The 18,823-nt window shown below is 62.9% G+C and carries 14 protein-coding genes, 1 tRNA gene and 1 pseudogene; 1 reads left to right on the top strand and 15 read right to left on the bottom strand.

All coding sequences use genetic code 11. The features are described from left to right. Positions 1–31: 31 nt before the first annotated feature. The 5 genes from V6V88_RS08920 to V6V88_RS08900 form a co-directional block, all read right to left on the bottom strand. The gene (locus V6V88_RS08920; RefSeq protein ID WP_338619561.1) at positions 32–646 is read right to left on the bottom strand and encodes a TadE/TadG family type IV pilus assembly protein; all 615 of its coding nucleotides are present in this window, start codon (positions 644–646) and stop codon (positions 32–34) included. Further along, positions 646–2,046: a pilus assembly protein TadG-related protein gene (locus V6V88_RS08915; protein ID WP_338618899.1), complete on the bottom strand. Its 1,401-nt coding sequence runs from the start codon at positions 2,044–2,046 to the stop codon at positions 646–648. The genes V6V88_RS08920 and V6V88_RS08915 overlap by 1 nt, the downstream gene beginning before the upstream one ends. A gap of 14 nt (positions 2,047–2,060) precedes the next feature. After that, positions 2,061–2,327, bottom strand: coding sequence for a hypothetical protein (locus V6V88_RS08910; RefSeq protein ID WP_280002033.1), 267 nt, complete (start codon positions 2,325–2,327; stop codon positions 2,061–2,063). Between the two features lie 326 nt (positions 2,328–2,653). Beyond that, the gene (locus V6V88_RS08905) at positions 2,654–5,227 is read right to left on the bottom strand and encodes an autotransporter outer membrane beta-barrel domain-containing protein (RefSeq protein WP_338618894.1); all 2,574 of its coding nucleotides are present in this window, start codon (positions 5,225–5,227) and stop codon (positions 2,654–2,656) included. Positions 5,228–5,531: 304 nt separating this feature from the next. Next, on the bottom strand, positions 5,532–5,870 hold the full coding sequence (locus V6V88_RS08900; protein ID WP_179688745.1) for a DUF6693 family protein: 339 nt from the start codon (positions 5,868–5,870) through the stop codon (positions 5,532–5,534). A gap of 189 nt (positions 5,871–6,059) precedes the next feature. On the opposite strand from V6V88_RS08900, the pseudogene V6V88_RS08895 reads away from it, so the two are divergent. Beyond that, positions 6,060–6,206: pseudogene (locus V6V88_RS08895) on the top strand (hypothetical protein); the annotation flags it as partial. 158 nt (positions 6,207–6,364) lie between these two features. On the opposite strand, the gene V6V88_RS08890 reads toward V6V88_RS08895, so the two are convergent. The 10 genes from V6V88_RS08890 to hflX all read right to left on the bottom strand — a co-directional run bounded on the left by V6V88_RS08890 (position 6,365) and on the right by hflX (position 18,809). Continuing rightward, positions 6,365–6,443: transfer RNA gene (locus tag V6V88_RS08890), tRNA-Ile, on the bottom strand. 7 nt (positions 6,444–6,450) lie between these two features. Further along, complete coding sequence (gene rpoD / locus V6V88_RS08885; protein ID WP_056315728.1) at positions 6,451–8,718, bottom strand: RNA polymerase sigma factor RpoD; 2,268 nt, start codon at positions 8,716–8,718, stop codon at positions 6,451–6,453. Between the two features lie 732 nt (positions 8,719–9,450). Continuing rightward, positions 9,451–11,526 (bottom strand): DNA primase, encoded by a 2,076-nt coding sequence (gene dnaG, locus V6V88_RS08880; RefSeq protein WP_223574933.1) that lies wholly within the window; start codon positions 11,524–11,526, stop codon positions 9,451–9,453. A 19-nt stretch (positions 11,527–11,545) separates the two neighbouring features. After that, complete coding sequence (gene rpsU, locus V6V88_RS08875; RefSeq protein ID WP_006218592.1) at positions 11,546–11,758, bottom strand: 30S ribosomal protein S21; 213 nt, start codon at positions 11,756–11,758, stop codon at positions 11,546–11,548. A gap of 339 nt (positions 11,759–12,097) precedes the next feature. Further along, positions 12,098–12,640, bottom strand: coding sequence for a phosphoribosyltransferase family protein (locus tag V6V88_RS08870; RefSeq protein ID WP_223574931.1), 543 nt, complete (start codon positions 12,638–12,640; stop codon positions 12,098–12,100). A gap of 81 nt (positions 12,641–12,721) precedes the next feature. Continuing rightward, a complete protein-coding gene (locus tag V6V88_RS08865; protein ID WP_056315722.1) occupies positions 12,722–14,017 on the bottom strand; it encodes an adenylosuccinate synthase in 1,296 nt (431 codons plus the stop codon). Between the two features lie 76 nt (positions 14,018–14,093). Then, positions 14,094–15,251 carry an ATP phosphoribosyltransferase regulatory subunit gene (locus V6V88_RS08860; RefSeq protein WP_062842025.1) on the bottom strand — a complete coding sequence of 386 codons (1,158 nt, stop codon included), beginning with the start codon at positions 15,249–15,251 and terminating at the stop codon, positions 14,094–14,096. 266 nt (positions 15,252–15,517) lie between these two features. After that, positions 15,518–16,420 (bottom strand): protease modulator HflC, encoded by a 903-nt coding sequence (gene hflC, locus V6V88_RS08855; protein WP_056315716.1) that lies wholly within the window; start codon positions 16,418–16,420, stop codon positions 15,518–15,520. Between the two features lie 18 nt (positions 16,421–16,438). Next, complete coding sequence (gene hflK, locus V6V88_RS08850; RefSeq protein ID WP_062842026.1) at positions 16,439–17,737, bottom strand: FtsH protease activity modulator HflK; 1,299 nt, start codon at positions 17,735–17,737, stop codon at positions 16,439–16,441. Further along, positions 17,703–18,809, bottom strand: a complete 1,107-nt coding sequence (hflX, locus tag V6V88_RS08845) for a GTPase HflX (protein ID WP_062842027.1) — start codon at positions 18,807–18,809, stop codon at positions 17,703–17,705. The genes hflK and hflX overlap by 35 nt, the downstream gene beginning before the upstream one ends. Positions 18,810–18,823: the final 14 nt, after the last annotated feature.

The raw sequence follows: 18,823 nt of genomic DNA, 5'->3' as shown, positions 1-18,823 counted from the left end.
CCCTGCCCTTCGCACACTTTTCGGACAAGATTCATTTTCCGCCCTCCGCACGCCCGCCAAGCCGATCACCAGGCAGCACATCCGCCCAGGCGGAAAGCCAATCCCGCGACAGCGCCGGCCGCCCCCACGGCGCCTCTGCCTGGCTGACGGGACGCTGCATCCTTGCCGCCTCAGCCTGCGAGGTGCGGCTCGCTTGCAACCAGCCCGTTGGCGATGCCCCAATACGGCGTTGCGCATCCGCGTCGCCATGCGCATAGCCCGCATCGGCTGCCACGCTGAGGTGACGCGAGACCGGCAGTCCAAACATGACATTGCCCGGCGGCGGCAGCGAATGCACTTGCACGGACAGCAGACGCATTGCCGCGCCAAACCATTCATCCTGCAACGCGCTGCCCCCCGCAACGGAAGATCCAAGCCAGCGTTGCGCGCTGCCTTCCACGTCCATCCGCGCCGGCGCGCGAAGCGTCGCGACCGGCTGCCCCAACGCCGCCGCCATGGCGGCCTGACGACTAACCTGGGTCGTGCGCTGTGCCGAAAACTGCATTGCGCCGATATCCGAGACCGCCCACAGCAACACGGTCAAAAGCGGCAACATCAATAGCGCCTCGACCACCGCCTGTCCTTGTTCGTTTGATCCGCCTTGCATCACGGCACCCTCCTGGCCAATGCTTCCTCTTGCGGCGTGACTGCGGAAAGGCGAGCCTGCCAATAGGGCCGGAAAAGCGTGGCGAGCTCCAGGCGCCCGTCGGCGCGCCGCTCCGGCCGGGAAAAGTAGGTCTCGGCAGCCGTGCTGACCGTGATGGCGCCCGTTCGGCCCAGTGCGGCATATCGAAACTGACCGATCGGCGCCGATACAGCGCTGCTGGCGTCCGTAGTTTTGACCACGGACGATTGCAGGCCGACCGCCACGGCAAAACGCAAGGGATCGGCAAGACGCTTGGCCGCGACTTCCCGGTAGGCCGGCAAGCCGCCCCCGGGCCACCGGCGCACCCCAGCCATTGCGTAGGAGTTCGCCATGGGGTTGTTGGCTCCGTCAAAGATGTTCCAGGACGTGGCGTGCTCCACCCATCGCCAGAAGTCTTCCTGCGAAAAGTCTGCGGGCGGATCTTCGACGAATTCCACGTCGTCGGGCGCACGGCTTTTATTGCCCTGGACGGTGCCCCACCCCATCGCGTATTCGCGGAAGTAGCAGCCAATCCAGCGGTTCGAGCGCAGGGCATGGTAGGACTGCGTGTCCAACGCGCCCCAATGGCCATCCGGCCCAAGCCAGGTCGAGCCGCGCCGCCGGAGTTCGTGCCTAAGCCACGGACACCGGGTGCTGACCACCCAAGGGTTGCGTAGCGTCGTGTTGCGGCGGTCCAGGAAACCATAGCGGGCCGCTGCGTTTTCAATAGCCGGCCGCAGGCCGGCCTTGCGTGTGGCGGCTTGGCGCTCCGTGAAACCCGGCCAGCCGTCCGTCAACACACGCAGATCCAGCGGCGAAGCCCCGGATGCAGCGTCCTGGCCAGTCTTGCCAAACGCGGGATAATTGGCAGCCAGCACCTCGCGCATGACACGATCCCGAGACATGATGAAATCGCCAGCAATCGCTCGCGCCGCGGCTTCCAGCACCTGATGCACGACGCGATCATGCTGCGCGAACGCGCGCGCCAGACGGCTTTCGGCGCCCGGAGGGGCCTGCGCCCCTTGGTAGGACGCCCCGGCAGCCGGCCCGAATAGCATCGCGATCAGGCCGGCTGGCGGATTGCCGCGCCGACGCTGCGATTGCAACGCATCGAGGTATTGCGCCGACGCCCCTAGCGTCACCAGATGCGCCATCGCAACCTGATGCGCGATCTGGCTGCGATTCACGTAGGCGATGGCATTGAGCGCGCGCGCCTGCATGAGCGCACCGCTATAGGCCGCCGCATCCGCGGCGTGGGTCAGGCGGCTGCGCGCTTCGACCGTCTGGCCAACGTTGTACAGGACGACGAGCGACGCCACGCCGACGGCAGCGACCATCAAACCCAGGACCAGGGCTTGGCCCCGTTGTTGATCGTCGAACATGGACGGCGGCGCGTTCAATTCGCGATCTCGGCGTTGCCGGTAAATGACTTGAGCGACCGCGCCTTGGTCTGGGCCGCCGCCTTTTGGGCCGCCTGCTGCGCCGCTTTGGATTGCGTGCTGCCGTCTTCGCCGGCAAGCTCGCGAGCCATGGCTGCCGTCTGCGCACGCACGACCTGTCCGAAGTACTGATAAACCGCGATCGCCGCCACGGCGACCAGCGCGACGACAACGATGTACTCCGTCATCCCCTGTCCCAGTTGGCGCTTTCGATGCCCCCACATATCTGCTCTCCCGTGCATTGAACGTGGAGGCCAGTGTCGCCAGCGGGCGGCGGGCGGACAATTCGTGGATGCCGAGACGGACAAATCCGCGCATGCCCCCTTGACGCATGTGCGTGCCTCAAAGGTCCTGCGCCAATGACGTTCCCACCCTTTTTTTGGCAAGGGTTTCCCCTATTGCCGGGCTGAAGTCCGAGCAGTAGATTGGAGTTGCCGGGCTGTCTGACACCCATCGCGTGCGAAGCCGGGCAGGAGCGCCTCAGACTCATCTTGAGCTGGGGCGCTCTTCCATTTGGAGACGCTTTCCTGCTGGCAGGTACGTTCCCCCCCTACCACTGCACGCGAAAGCCGATCATGCCGCCCACGGAGTGGTTGTCGCTCATGTTGTTGGTCGCGCCGGCCACGCTCAGGTTTCCATAAACGCCGTAGCGCCCTTTGTTCCATTGGTAGGTCCCGCCAACGCCAAGTTCGGCCCACAGCCGCTCGTCCCGGCTTCGAAATGACACGCCCGCCACGTTGACGTTCGTGCCATTCATGAACTCGTTGTACAGATTGGCGATGGCGTACACATGCGTTTGCCCGGCCGCCCCTTTCGCAATGGAGCGTTCAGGTTCGTAATCGAGCGACACGCCCAGACGTCCGATCAGACTGTCGCCATCGTCAAGCCGCACCTTGGCGCCGAACGGGTCCGTAAAGCTGTCGAAGTGGACTCTAGAGCGTATCAACTGCGCCTGCGGCGTCAGCGAAAAGCCCTTGCCGATGTCATGGCGATAGCCTGTCTCCACCGAGATGGCGACGCCGTTTCCATTGTTTCCCTTCACCTCGTCGCGCCCGATCGTGCGCGACGAGATGTCGCTGTCGAACCACATGGCCTGCAATTGTCCGTCCACGTAGAACCCGCTGACGCCGTACCACGTCAGGCTGGCGCCCACGCCCGTGCCAGTCGTGTCGATCTTGCCCCGGCCATACGGAGACGCGATATCGGCCGACGCGTTGCCATGCGAAAGATTGACGCCAGCCACCAACATCGAACCATCGGGCTGGCGGTTTGCGACGACGTCAATGCCCGTTTGCAGCTTCCACAGATCGATATCCCGGCTCGACTTCGTCGCCGACTGTGCCGGCCGCATCGAACTGGTGGCGCCTTGGATGCGGGCCCACCCCCCGAATTTGTCCTCGGCCGCGGGCTGACCGTCCGTCCGCCAGAACCGGTTTCCGACGCGTTGCTGCAACGTCGGCAACGTATTGAGGGAAGCGAGCACCTGGGGATACTGCTCATAAAGCGGTATGCCAGGCTGATAGCGTGGCCCCGCTTCGGGACTGCCGGGAATTTCCTCCACCGGCGCGCCCGGCCCGGGTTCGGGTTCGGGCTCTGGATCAGGTCCCGGCCCTGGCTCCGGTTCGGGAGCCGTCTCCGGTTCCTTGAATTCGGATACGAGATACCAGTGACCGTCCGTGGGCGTATTGCTGCCGCCGTGTTGCAGCGTGTACGCATACGCGCCGGCAATCACGGCTTGCTGACCGTTTTCGGCCCGATAATCGCCCCGAAGGTTGAACGCGCTCGCAGGCGACGCGCCGCCGACCTCAATGACGCGAATGCCATTTACCGTCTGCGCCCCGCTGCCATTCAGATTGGTGACCTTGACGGCGGTACTGCCCACGACATTGCCCGTCACGACCAGTTTGTCGGTAGGCGACGCGTCATTGCCAAGCACCGTCTCCAGCTGCAACAGCGAACCGCTGCCGCCCGTGTAGTTCCCGCTGATGGTCAGCGTGCCCAACGAGGCCCCGGGCGATACGGTGCCTGCATTGACGACACTGCCCACCCGTCCGCGCCCTTCCAACGTACCGCCAGAGAGAATCTGCATCGCCGCGCCCGACAGGTCGCGATTGACCTGCAGAATGCCCGCGCCGCCTACTCGCGCGGCGCCCGAGAAGTCCCCGTGGTCCGCATTCAGGATGGTGCGACCCGCCATCGCCTCCAACCGCCCGCCCCCGACCAATCCGGTATTGGAGCCCGCGGCATTGTTGGCGCCGTTGTTGATCGTCGCGTCGAACACATAACCGGAAGACGTGTGATTGAAAATCACCCGGCTGTCGCCCGGGCCAAATGCAACGCGCGTGGTTTCCAGCGTGCCAGGCGCGACCGGTGCAGTGCCCACATCGCTGCCGATGACAAGCTTGCCGATCCCGGAAGCTGTCGTCCCCATCACCGCGCCCGGGGCAATCACCTGCCCGCCATCCGAGATCGTCAAGCTGCCAGTGCCGAACGAGCCAATCTGAATGGGCGATCCTGAAAGCCACCGGGAATTGGCCCCGCGGACCGTGACGTCTCCCCTGCCGCCAACGACGCCGATGGATCCCGAGCCCGTCGAAACGTAGCCCCCGTCCAAGATGTTCAAACGTCCCTCGCCCGACATCCCGACGTAGAGCAGCTGGTTGTTGATCCATTGCGATCCGGCGCCGGTGATGTTCACAACGCCTACGCCATCGTCGAATTCCCCGAGAACGGCGCGCTGACTCTGGACCACGCCACCGCTGGCAACCGTCAGAGTCCCTGCCGCGCTCCAGCCGACATTCAGCGTGCTCAGGCTGTTGGCGGACACCTCCCATCGCGCGTTTGGTCCGGTCACCGACACCACCCCGGCGCCACCGAAAACACCTCCCAGGTAAGCATCCGGGCTATTCACCAGACCGCCACCCAACACGTTCAACGTGCCGGCGCCCGTATTTCCAACCAGGAGGGGACTGTTGATGTTCCAAGGAGAAGCCTGAGTTCCCGGAACGGTTACCGTCTGCCCACTTTCGATTGTGATCTGAGCGACCGATACCCAAGGAAATGCCAGGAGGGGGAGCAGCGACGAACGAGACAGTACGCCGACGGGCAGAGCGTTGTTTTTCATGAAACTTCCTCCGATCGAGCTTCGGTATCAGCACATGCCAAACATCAGACGGGGCGGATGGGCCCTCCCCTCATCGCCCACAGCCACGAGCGGTTTCGAGGATTATTGGGGAATAGTCCTTTTGGATGAGGAAGTGTTACGCGGCGTTACCAATCAGGAATGGCACCGCGGCACGGCTCGCGCAGCCTCGCGTGACGCTGCCAGCCGCTGCCCACGCAGCCCGGCGGGCAGTTTTCCCCTGGTACCTGCTCTCCAGAAACAAAAAAGCCGCCCGGAGGCGGCCGTCTGCGGCATAGCGTCGGAGTCAAAGTGTGACGTCAATCACTTTAGTGTGATTCATGCAATGCGCGTTGATCTTGTACAGGAAGATCAGATACCCGATGCCCAAAGTGACGATAGAGATAATCGCCCAGATGACGATATTTCCGATAATGCTGGCCAGATCGATGGTGCATTGCAGGCGGCCCACACGGCGTCCAGAATCATCGAGCACCGAAGTGCGGCTGATGATGAAACGCTGCATGTAATACGGGAACACGAAAAGCGCTAGGCCGAACGTGACGATACTCAAGAGGATCCAGATAATCCCGTGGCCGATGATGTCTCCGACGGTGAGATCCGACTTCAATTTCAACTGCTTCATGGTGTGCAACTTCCTGGGGCTGATATAACAGCCTGACGTTTTACCATTTTTTTCAGTTGTTTCAAAAAGAGACTTCAATGTGCTCAGGCAAAGCCAAACGATTGGCACGCCAGTGCGCCTCGGCTGCTACTTGTCCAAGGCGCAAGAGCCAGGGAGATTCGTCCCACTTCCCGCTGCGCGGCCTTTCTCGTGGCGTCTCGCTCGCGCAGCTCAAGCGTCCGGCTGCGGGGCACATGGCTCACCAACTCCAGCATACTGGGCCACCTGCGCTTTCACGACCTGCGACACAGCGCAGCGAGCCAGATGATCAACGCCAAGGTCGACCTGTACACCGCGGGCGCCGTGCTGGGGCGCAAGTCCGCAGCCAGCACCAAGCGCTACGCGCACCTGGCCACCGAAGCCATCAAAACGGCGCTCAGCCAGATTGGCAAAAAATCCCCACACACAAAAGAAAACGCGGGCTGCATGAACTTCATGCAAACCCGCGTCATTCTTGGTAGGCCCCCCGAGAGTCGAACTCGGCACCAACGGATTATGAGTCCGCTGCTCTAACCAGGCATGAGCTAGAGGCCCAGGAAATTTACTGCCCTTCCAGGAAGCTCTTCAGCTTGTCGGCCCGGCTGGGGTGACGCAGCTTGCGCAGCGCTTTAGCCTCTATTTGGCGGATGCGCTCGCGCGTGACGTCGAATTGCTTGCCCACTTCTTCCAGGGTCTGGTCGGTGCTCATTTCGATGCCGAAACGCATGCGCAGGACCTTGGCTTCACGCGGGGTGAGAGAGTCTAGCACTTCCTTGACGACATCGCGCATCGAACCATGCAGCGCCGCATCCGAAGGCGCCAGCGTGGACGTGTCTTCGATGAAATCGCCCAGGTGCGAATCGTCGTCGTCACCGATGGGCGTTTCCATGGAGATCGGTTCCTTGGCGATCTTCAGGATCTTGCGGATCTTGTCCTCAGGCATGTCCATCTTTTGCGCCAGGGTCGCGGGATCCGGCTCGGCGCCGGTTTCCTGCAGAATCTGGCGGCTGATGCGGTTCATCTTGTTGATCGTTTCGATCATGTGAACCGGAATACGGATGGTGCGCGCCTGGTCGGCGATGGAACGCGTGATGGCCTGACGGATCCACCACGTTGCGTAGGTCGAGAACTTGTAGCCGCGGCGGTATTCGAACTTGTCCACGGCCTTCATCAAGCCGATGTTGCCTTCCTGGATGAGGTCGAGGAACTGCAGGCCACGGTTCGTGTACTTCTTGGCGATCGAGATCACCAGACGCAGGTTGGCCTCGGTCATTTCGCGCTTGGCCTTGCGAGCCTTGGCTTCGCCGGTGGCCATGCGCTTGTTGACGTCCTTCAGGTCCTTCAGCGGCAGCACGACGCGCGTTTGCAGGTCGATCAGCTTTTGCTGCAGTTCCTGCACGGCAGGAATCTGGCGCTCCAGCGTTTCGGCGTACGGATGGCCGGCGGCCACTTCGTCGACGACCCACTGCAGGTTGGTTTCGTTGCCGGGGAACACCTTGATGAAGTGCAGGCGCGGCATGCCGGCACGGTCCACACACGTGTGCAGGACAGCGCGCTCGAGCTGACGCACTTCTTCAACCTGGTTGCGCAGCGTGTCGGCCAGCTTTTCCACCATCTTGGCGGTGAAGCGGATGCCCATCAGTTCGTTCTGGATCGATTCCTGGGCGCGCACGTAGATGTCCGACTTGTAGCCGTCCTTCTCGTACGACAGACGCATCTTGTCGAACTGCTTGCCCACTTCGTCGAACTTGGCCAGCGCCTTGACGCGCAGGTCTTCCAGCTGCTTGCTGGACATGCCGCCGGCGGGGCCGTCGTCGCTTTCGTCTTCATCGGCGGTGACGCCGGCACCGGCGTATTCCTCGCCGTCTTCCGGATCGACCAGGCCGTCGACGACTTCGTCGATCTGCGCCTGTCCCTCACGCACGCGCGTGATGTGGGCCAGGATTTCGTTGATGGTGGTCGGGCAGGCCGAGATGGCCATGACCATGTGCTTCAGGCCGTCTTCGATACGCTTGGCGATCTCGATTTCGCCTTCGCGGGTCAGCAGCTCGACCGAGCCCATTTCGCGCATGTACATGCGGACCGGGTCGGTGGTGCGGCCGAAATCGGAGTCCACGGTGGTGAGCGCGGCTTCGGCTTCGTCTTCGACGTCGTCGTCGTTGGACGCAACCGGCGCGTTCTCGCTCATCAGCAGGGTTTCGGCGTCGGGGGCCTGGTCATAGACCGCAATACCCATGTCGCTGAACGTGCTGATGATGCCGTCGATGGCTTCGGCATCGACCAGGTCGTCGGGCAGATGGTCGTTGATTTCGCCGTACGTCAGGTAGCCGCGGTCCTTGCCCAGCTTGATCAGCTGCTTCAGGCGATTGCGGCGCGCTTCGTATTCTTCCGGCGTGACGGGGCCACGGGCGATCAGGTCCTTGGGATCGGCCTTGCCGCGCTTGCCGCCGCGCTTGGGCGGCTTCAGATCGGGCAGGACTTCGCCTTCGCCGTCCATCGGATCGTCGAAACCGTCGGAGTCGTTGTTGGCGTTCTTGGCGGGGCGGCCCGGACGGCGGCCGCTCGGCGCGGGACGCGCGCTGCCGACCAGGTCGGCCAGTTTGTCTTCGGCTTTCTTGGCGCGGGCCTTCGTCACCTTTTCGGGCTTGTCCGCGGCAACTGCCGTTTTGGCCGCCTTTTTGGCGGCCGTCTTGGCGGCGGGCTTGGCGACCTTCACCGCCGTCTTGGCGGGCGCTTTTTCCGCGGCCATGCTGACGGCGCGTTTGGCCGCCACAGCCTTGGTTTCGGCCGCATCAATTGCAGAGGAGGATTTGCCGGTGGATTTGGTCATAGTCGCTTCCGTGGTCGTCGCAACCCGTTCGGGCTTGTTGCACCGCATAACGCCGCGCCGGATACGGATCCGGTGCGGCATGGAATACGGGTAAATCTGGTGGATCGGCGAAGATCACGCGGCTGCGTTGTTCGCAGCACCGGCTCTTGCGAGCCCGTCTGGCGACGTCTCCGGTTCTTGACCGTTCTGACGCCCGACGTGCATGACCTCATTCAACGGCGGGTTGCGGACGTTGGGGGGGCTGCCTGCCTATAAATAGGCTTTGCTCGCTTATCGGGCCATTGCCCCAAGCAGCTACGTATACACAGCACCCAAACCACTCACGCCACGCGGAGTTACCGCCGCTGAACTGCTTTTGATCCACCGCTCAGCTATATTAATTAACGATGTAACAATTTTGACGCACGCGTCCCGTTTCTAACCTTTTTTAGTGGTTAGCGATGCCGCCTGGGCTCAATAACCGGGATGCCCGAGCTTCAGGCCGCTCTCGTCAAATTGGTACATAAATCATTAGATTCCGGCTTCCGGAATAGATTCCAGTTGCCGGACTTCGTGTCACGTTCCTGCTCTTGCTGCATCGATCTGGCGAACAATCCGCCAACAATCGACCTTGAATTTCCAGCGATCATGCAACAGTCGGGCACAGCTGGCAATGGCGGCATCCGCGCTTGGCCAAACTGCGCCGGCCTCACAGGCCCCCGCATGAGCGGAAAACCTTTGATTTTAGCGTATTTAGCGTATTCCGGCACCTTTCAGCACGGTCATGCGGCGGGAGAGCTCAAGATACCGCTTGCGAGCCTCTTCCGAAGCCAGTCCGGAAGCCGCCAGCTTGGCCATTTCATTTTTCGCCGAATCGAACTCGATCCGCCGCAACGCATCGTCCCATTCCGTCTGCGGGTCGGGCAGGTCTTCCTGCGCCAGGATGTCCGCCCGCAGCCCCTTCAATACGGTTGCAAGGTCCGAGTCCGGCTCCGCGGCCTCCAGCAAGGCGCCAACATGGCGCGCGCCGCTGGATTGCGCGAGCATGATCAGGTCTCGTACCAATCCTAGATGGGGGCCATGGTCGATGACTTCAAGCTGCTGATCGCCCATGGAGTCGACCAGCTCGGGATGCGCGAGCAGCAGGCTCAAGAGCCGCTTGGCCAGCGACGGCATGGTGCGGCGCCCCTCGAAGCCGCCAACATCGTTGTCGCGCCGGCCTTTCCAGTTGCCCTTGCCGCCCTTCCAATCACCCTTGCCCTTCCAGTCGCTCTTGCCTTTCCAATCGCTCTTGCCCTTCCATTCCTGCTTGGCGCCTGGCTGCCAGCCCGCAGATCCGCCAGCAGACTCTTCGCCATGCGAGGCGTACTGGCCGTAATCGTCGGACTCGTCGGCCGGAATGTCGTGGAAGTCGTGGTTGCCGTAGTCGTAGCCCATGTCCGGCGGACCGCCGTCGTGGCTCGGCTCGCCGCCCGATGCCATGCCGGACTCGGCACCGCCCGACGCGGGCCGCGCAGCCGGCGCAAATGGCTTGGCAGGCTGTTGCGCCAGAACCTGCGCCATTTCCTCGGGCGTCAATTGCACCAGCTTGGCCATTTCCCGTTCGATCTGCACGCGCAACGCGCACTCGGGGATCGTTGCCAGCAGCGGCTTGGCCTCGTGCAGACAACTGGCGCGCCCTTCGGCCTCGGTCATGTTGTGACGCGACGCCAATTCGTCCAACAGGAAGCGCGACAGCGCCACGGCGTCGCCTAGACACGCGCGGAACGCTTCGGCGCCCAATTCGCGCACATACGAATCGGGATCATGCTCCGCCGGCAGGAAGAGGAACCGGATCGCGATGTCATCCCGAAGCACCGGCAGACAGGCCTGCAGCGCGCGCCAGGCGGCGCGCCGGCCGGCCTTGTCGCCATCAAAGCTGAAGATGACCTTGTCGCTGGCGCGCAAGAGCTTCTTGACGTGATCTGGCGTGGTGGCGGTGCCGAGCGTGGCAACGGCATTGGCAATGCCCTGCTGCGCCAAGCCGACCACGTCCATGTAGCCCTCGACGACGATCACCTGGCCTTCCTGGCGGATGGCTTGGCGGGCTTCCCACAACCCGTAGAGCTCCTGCCCCTTCGAAAACAGGGGAGTTTCAGGAGAGTTCAGGTACTTGGGTTCGCCTTTGCCGATGATCCGGCCGCCAAACCCGATGAGGCTTCCCCGCGCATTGCGGATCGGAAACATCACCCGTTCGCGAAAGCGATCGTAGCGCCGCCCGTCCTCGGACTCGATGACGAGGCCGGACTCCACCAACGTGGGGTCCTCGTAGTTCGGAAACACCTGGGACAGACCGTGCCGGTCCGTGCCTGACCAGCCCAGGCCGAAATGCGCGGCGATCTCGCCAGTCAGGCCGCGCTGCTTCAAATAGCGGACGGCGGCGGGCGAAGCGCGCAGCAGTTTCAGGTAATGGGCTTGGGCAGCGTCCAGCACCTGGGTGTGCCGGGATTCCTCGGCCTTGCGGCGCGCGGACTCCTGCTGCTGGCGGGGACTGCGGTTTTCTTCGGGGACCGTCATTCCCGCCGACGCCGCGAGCGTACGCACGGCGTCGGGGAAACTGGCGCCCGTATGTTCCATCAGGAAGGTGATGGCGCTGCCATGCGCTCCACAACCGAAGCAGTGATAGAACTGCTTGGTGGGGCTGACAGTGAACGAGGGGCTTTTTTCGTTATGAAAGGGGCATAGGCCAAGCAAGTTGGCCCCACCCTTTCGCAACTGCACATATCGCCCGACAACGTCGACGACGTCGACTCGGGCGAGCAAATCCTGGATGAATGATTCTGGAATCAATAGATTCGGGAATCAGAAATCAATACAGGCGCGGGGGCAGTTGTTGGCTACGGATGCGCTTGTAGTGGCGCTTCACGGCGGCGGCATGCTTGCGCTTGCGCTCGGCGGTGGGCTTCTCATAGAACTCGCGCGAGCGCAGTTCGGTGAGCAAACCGGTCTTTTCGATGGTGCGCTTGAAGCGGCGCAGAGCGGCTTCAAACGGTTCGTTTTCCTTCAGTCGAACGATAGGCATAAAGTAATTGGCCTGCTTGTAGGGTAACAAAGTTGATGACAAACCTGGCTTGCTTTTCCAGCAACGCTGCGCGGACCCAGGTACGCGAAGACGGCCTCTGGCGATAAGACCTGCAAACCGCCAATAGGCAAGTACCGCGAACTGTGAACCTTCAAAGCGCAACCCGGGCATGCGTCCACCCGGGTTTGAGCTGGCTGTTTCCGTTACCCAAAGACTACCCAAAGAGTAACAAGCCAAGTTCGGTTTAGCGATAACCAGCGATTCTAGCATGGTCAAGGACGGTTTGACTACTGCCAGGGACAGTCCGCGCCCTGGGCCCCGCCCTTTTCCTGCCCGCTATCAGCTCAGGGAACCCTTGCGGATCCAGGCTTCCAGTTGATGGGGACGCAAGCTGTCGTAGTCTTCGAAAGGCTGGTGAATCCAGGGATTCGTGGGCAGCTTCTCGACGTAATAATCGGGCGTTGCCAGGGAATGCCCCTTCCACCACAGCACGGCGCTGCGCAATTCGGTGATGTCGGCGAACTGGCTCTTCAGGTGATCGAAGACCTTGTTGAAGGTCTTGCCGGTATCGACCATGTCGTCCACCAGCAACACCCGGCCGGACAGCGTGCCGCGGGTGATGGTGATGAACTGGGCGATGTCCATGTCGCCTTGCTTGGTGCCAGCCGCCTCGCGATAGCTGCTGGTGGCAAGAATGCCCAGCGGCACGTCAAAAATACGCGACATGACGTCACCCACGCGCATACCGCCGCGCGCCAGGCAAAGAATCTTGTCAAACTTCCAGCCCGACTGATGCACCTGCAAAGTAAGGCGCTCGATCAAGCGGTTGTAATCGTCCCACGTTACCCACAGGTGGCTATCGTCACTGGTCGGCGTGCTCATAGGCAAGCATCTCCTGCACAAAAATACGAAAAGGCCGCCGCCGGTATGACCGGCGGCGGCCTTGGGAATAATAACCCGATGTCAGCCCTTCAGGGGATGACGCAAGACAATGGTCTCGTTGCGGTCCGGACCGGTGGACACCAGGTCGATCGGCACGCCGCAGACTTCGGCGACACGCTCCAAATAACGGCGCGCGGCGGCGGGCAGCTTGGCGTATTCGGTGATGCCGACGGTGGATTCGCTCCAGCCGGGCAGCTCTTCGAGCACCGGTTGCGCTTGCGCAACGGCGTGCGCGCCGTAGGGCAGCACGTCGCGGAATTCACCGTTGACGCGGTAGCCGACGCCCAACTGGATGGTTTCCAGACCGTCCAGCACGTCCAGCTTGGTGATGCACAGGCCGGAAATGCCGTTCAGGCGGACCGAGCGCTTCAGCGCGGCGCCGTCGAACCAGCCGCAACGGCGCGGACGGCCTGTGACCGAACCGAATTCCTTGCCGATGGTGGCCAGGCGGGTGCCGATCTCGTCGACCAGTTCCGTGGGGAACGGGCCCGAGCCGACGCGCGTGGTGTACGCCTTGGTGATGCCCAGCACGTAATCCAGTTGCTGGGGGCCGACGCCGGCGCCTGCCGAGGCCGCGCCCGCAACGCAGTTGCTGCTGGTCACGAAGGGATAAGTGCCGTGATCGACGTCCAGCAGCGCGCCTTGCGCGCCTTCGAACAGGAGGCGCTTGCCTTCCTGCTGCATGGCGTACAGGTTGCTGGAGACGTCCTTGACCATCGGGGCGATGGCCGGCGCCAAAGCCATGGCCTGATCGCGCACTTCGTTGGCCGAGACCGCTTCGGCGCCCAGGTACTGGGTCAGCACGAAGTTGTGGTAATCCAGCACTTCGGCGAGCTTTTCGTCAAAGAGCGCCGGATTGAAGAGGTCTTGCACGCGCAGGGCGCGGCGGGCGACCTTGTCTTCGTAGGCAGGGCCGATGCCACGGCCCGTCGTGCCGATCTTGCCCTCGCCCTTGCGCGCTTCGCGCGCCTTGTCGATGGCGACGTGGTACGGCAGGATCAGCGGGCAGATCTCGGAGATCTGCAGGCGCGAACGCACGTCCAGGCCGGCGGCCTCAAGCTCTTCGATTTCCTTGAGCAGGGCTTCCGGGGACAGCACGACGCCATTGCCGATGAAGCAGGTGACGCCGGGGTGCATGATGCCCGACGGGATCAGGCGAAGAATCGTCTTCTTGCCGTTGATCCACAGCGTATGGCCGGCATTGTGACCGCCTTGGAAGCGGACCACGCCCTGGACGGATTCCGCCAGCCAGTCGACGATCTTGCCCTTGCCCTCGTCACCCCATTGGGTGCCGATTACGACTACGTTCTTGCTCATGATACGAATCAATTTCGAGTTTCTCGGGAAATCCGGAAATCTCCCCGCGGCCCCCTCGTTTCCGAGAGGGAGTTAGTCACAGCGTTTTGACCGTCCAGACGCCATCCTGCAGCGCCAGCTCGCGATCGCAAACGAATTCGTCCTGATCCTGCTCGTGACCGGGCAATACCTGAACGACGATTTCCCCTGACCGGCGCAAGCGGCGAACCGCCTCGGTCAGAGCGGGGGCCTGCCCCCAGGGCGCGCGAACCGCTCGCGCCCTTTCCGCCGGCGGCAGACCCGCCGCCAGCTTGCGTAAATCAAGACTGAAGCCCGTTGCCGGACGCGACCGGCCAAACGCGTGGCTGACGTCGTCGTAGCGGCCACCGCTGACCAACGCGTCGTGCCAGCCTTCAGCGTACAGCGCAAACTTGACGCCCGAGTGGTACGCGTAACCACCGACGTCGGCCAGATCGACGCTGAAAGACACGTTGGGCATGGCGTCTACCACTGCCTGAAGGGCGTCGAGCGCCTCGGCGATACCCGGCAGCGCCGGCAGGTCACGGCGGGCGATCTTCAGCACGTCCTGACCACCGTACAGCGTGGGCAGCAATTGCAGCGCCTTCAGCGTTTCCGGCCGGATGCCGGGCGCGCGCGCCGCCAGCTCGCCCAGTCCGGGCACGTCTTTGTCGCGCATCAGCCGGATGGCGTCCTGCGCCAGCTCGGCAGCCGCCGGATCCGACTTCAGGATCGCGCGGAGCACACCGGGATGATTCAGATCCAGGCGCGGATTGCGAACGCCGGCGATGGCAACGGTTTCCAGCACCAGCTGGATGATTTCCAGATCGGCTTCGAATCCGGCATGGCCGTAGATTTCGGCGCCGATCTGCAGCAACTCGCGGCTGGACAGCAAGTCCGAGGGACGGGCATGCAGCACATTGCCGCAATAGCACAGGCGGGTGACGCCCGCGCGGTTGAGCAAGTGCGCGTCAATGCGCGTGACCTGGGGAGTCATGTCCGCGCGCACGCCCAGCGTGCGGCCCGAAAGCTGGTCAATCAGCTTGCAGGTGCGCAGATCCAGATCGCTGCCGGTGCCCGACAGCAATGAATCGATGTACTCGACCAGGGGCGGCGCGACCAGCTCGAACCCGTACGTACGGTAAAGATCGAGAAGTTCGCGGCGCAGTTCCTCGATGCGCCGGGCCTCTGCCGGAAGTACGTCGGCGAGGCTTTCGGGCAGCAGCCAGTTACCCATGAATGTGTTTACCTGAATAACGCCAAGTGATGCGTGGGCGTCGCCCAAACGAAAAGCGGCTGAGGGGCGTAAGCCCGCTCAGCCGCTGCGGAATGTTTTCTAGCTTACGCGGTATTGTACATGGTTCAGCGGCAAGCGCCACCCGGGGGACGGGCATGTCCAGAGCCCCGCGGCGTCCCCGATACCGGTAAGGGAGCATCCCGCCAGAAGCAGAAAAGCCCCTCGGGTACCCGAGGGGCTTTGTCGTTCGTGCCGGCTGCTGCCAGTTACTTGGCCGGCACGGTGACCGGCGCCAGGGCGGCGCCCGCCGGATCCTTCATGAACTGGAAGAAGCTGGAGCTGGGGTCCACCACCAGCACGTCGCCCGGCTTGGAGAACGAGGCGCGATAGGCTTCCAGGCTCTTGTAGTACGTATAGAAGTCCGGATTCTTGCCATAAGCCTGGGCGTAGATGGCTGCCGCGGCGGCGTCGCCCTCACCCATGATGCCCTGGGCCTTGGCGTATGCCTGAGCCACGATGACCTCGCGCTGGCGGTCGGCCTCGGCGCGGATCTTCTCGCCTTCGGCAGCGCCGATCGAGCGCAGTTCGTTCGCCACGCGAGTACGCTCGGCTTCCATGCGGCGGTACACCGACTCGGAAATTTCCGGCGCGAACTCGATGCGGCGCAGACGCACGTCAACGATCTGCACGCCCAGCGGCTCGGCGCGCTTGGCGACGTTGTCCAGGATTTCCGTCATGATCTTGTCGCGTTCGGTCGAGACCACGTCGCGCACCGTACGCACGTTGACCGACGCGTTCAGGGCGTCGCGGATCTGGGCTTGCAGACGCTCTTGCGCCGCACGCTCATTGCCGCCGAACGTCACGTAGAACAGACGGGGATCCGCAATGCGCCACTTGACGTACGAGTCGATCAGCAGGTTCTTCTTTTCGGAAGTCTGGATGCGCTCGGCTTCGTTGGTTTCGATGGTCAGAATGCGCTTGTCGAGCGTGACGACATTCTGGAAAGGCGGCGGAACCTTGAAGTACAGACCAGGTTCACTGATGACGCGGCGGACCTCACCCAGCGAGAACACCAGGGCATAGTCGCGCTCGCGGACCACGAAAACGCTGGAGGAAAGGAGGGCCAGCACGATGAGCAGGCCGACCAGGATGGGCATAAGACGATTCATGTTCAGGACTCCTCCGGATTAGCGCGACATACGGTCGCGGGGCAGCGTGTTGCTATTGCTGCTGCCGGAAGGCTGCGGCACCGGCGCGGCCGAACCGCGCGAAGGCTGCTGGACAGGCGGGTTGGCCACCGGCGAGCCGGAGCTGCCGATATTCGACTTGCCTGCGTCCTGAGCGGCGAGATGCATGATCTTGTCCAAGGGCAGATACAACATGTTGTTGTTGCTCTTGGTGTCGACCATGACCTTGCTGGCGCGGGTGAAGATGTCCTGCATGCTTTCCAGGTACATGCGCTGGCGCATGACTTGGGGAGACTTTTCGTATTCGCCCAGGATGCTGGTAAAGCGCGATGTATTACCTTGCGCATCGCCCACGACCTTGGCCTTGTAGCCTTCGGCCTGCTCCGTCATGCGCGAAGCCTGACCGCTGGCCAGCGGCACGACCTGGTTGGCATAGGCCTGACCTTCGTTGATCTGGCGCTCGCGATCCTGACCGGCCTTCACGGCGTCGTCGAACGCGGCCTGGACCTGTTCGGGCGGCTGCACGTTCTGGATGGCGACGGTGCTGACCTGCACGCCCGTCTTGTAGCGGTCGAGAATCTGCTGCATCAGCGCCTGGACCTGCGAGGCCACCGTCGTACGGCCTTCGTACAGCACGAAGTCCATCGACTGCTTGCCCACCACTTCGCGCATGGCGGTTTCCGACGCCTGGCGCACGGATTCGTCCGGGTCGCGCGTCATGAAGAGATAGTCGGGCGCGCCGTCCGCACGCAGGCGGTACTGGACGACGAACTGCATATCGACGATGTTCTCGTCCGTCGTGAGCATCAGCGCTTCGGGCAGGACCTTGTTGCGCGCGCCGCCACGGAAACCGACTTCGAACGTGCGCAGTTGCGACACGTTGACGATTTCATGGCTTTGAATGGGATAAGGCAGGCGCCACTGAAAACCGGCTTGCGACGTGCTCTTGTATTTGCCGAACTGGGTCACGACCGCGACCTGGCCTTCTTGCACGATGTAGAAGCCGCTGGCCAGCCAGATGCCTGCCGCCACCAGGGCAATGACGCCCAGGCCGATGCGTGTGCCCCGCGGGGATGGCGGCGTCATGCCGCCACGATTGCCGGGCCGGTTGTTGCCGCCCCCGCCCTTGCGCCCGAACAGGTTCCCGATGCGATTATTGAAATCGCGCCAGACCTCGTCCAGGTCGGGAGGGCCGTCCCCATTGCCTTGAGGCCGCTTGGGCGGCGGCTCGGAGCCATTGTTGTTTCCGCGACCCCAGCCGGGGTCATTCAGATTGAAGAGTTTGATAATTCGCGGCATTGTTTCCCACAATCTGTCCGGTTTCCGCAATTGCCCCGCGCAACGCATCCAAACCGGCGCGCTCGGTGGCGCTTACAAATACTCGCGCAATCGTACCATGTGCATCGCGCTCCACCCGCGGGTCCAGGCCCGCCCGGTCGATCTTGTTGTATACCAGAATGGTTGGAATCGCGGCAGCGCCTATTTCGGCGAGGACCTTGTTGACTTCGAAAATCTGCTCATCCCGCTGCGGGCTGGCCGAGTCCACCACATGCAGGAGCAGATCCGCGTGCACGGTTTCTTCGAGCGTGGCGCGGAAGGCGGCAATCAGGTTATGCGGCAGGTCGCGGATGAAGCCCACGGTGTCCGACACCACCACCGATCCGGCGCCTTCGATCCAGATGCGGCGGGTCGTCGTGTCCAGCGTGGCGAACAACTGGTCGGCCGCGTAGGCGTCCGCGCGGGTCAGCGCGTTAAACAGCGTCGACTTGCCGGCGTTGGTGTAACCCACCAGCGACACCGACAACGCACCGCCCCGCGCGCGGGCGCGCCGCTGGGTGATGCGCTGGCGTTCGACCTTGTCGAGCCGTTCACGCAGCGTCTTGACCTTGGCGCCGATCATGCGGCGGTCCATTTCAAGCTGGGATTCACCTGGCCCGCGCATCCCGATGCCGCCGCGTTGCCGTTCCAGGTGACTCCACATGCGTGTCAGGCGCGTGGCCAGATGCTGAAGCTGGGCCAGTTCGACCTGCAGCTTGCCTTCGTGGCTCTTCGCGCGCAGCGCGAAGATGTCCAGGATGAGCGCAACGCGATCCACGACGCGCAGGTTGAAGGCGCGTTCGAGGTTGCGCTGCTGGGCTGGCGAAAGCGGCTGGTCGAAAAGGATGATGTCGGCAAGCAGCGCCTGCGCCATCGCGACACCCTCGTCGGCCTTGCCGGAGCCGATGAAGAACTTGGCGTCGGGACGATCGCGGCGGGCCGTCAGGGTGCCGACGATTTCGGCGCCCGCGCCCTTGGCCAGCATGGCAAATTCCTCGGCGTGTGCCGTGAAGTCCGGATCACCGAGATCCACGCTGATGATCAGAGCGCGCATACATGCACCATATT

Source organism: Achromobacter sp. E1 (assembly GCF_037039475.1).
Classification (GTDB): Bacteria; Pseudomonadota; Gammaproteobacteria; order Burkholderiales; family Burkholderiaceae_B; genus Achromobacter; species Achromobacter mucicolens.
The sequence above is the reverse complement of the archived record's forward strand: the minus strand, read 5'-3'. Positions and strand labels throughout refer to the sequence as shown.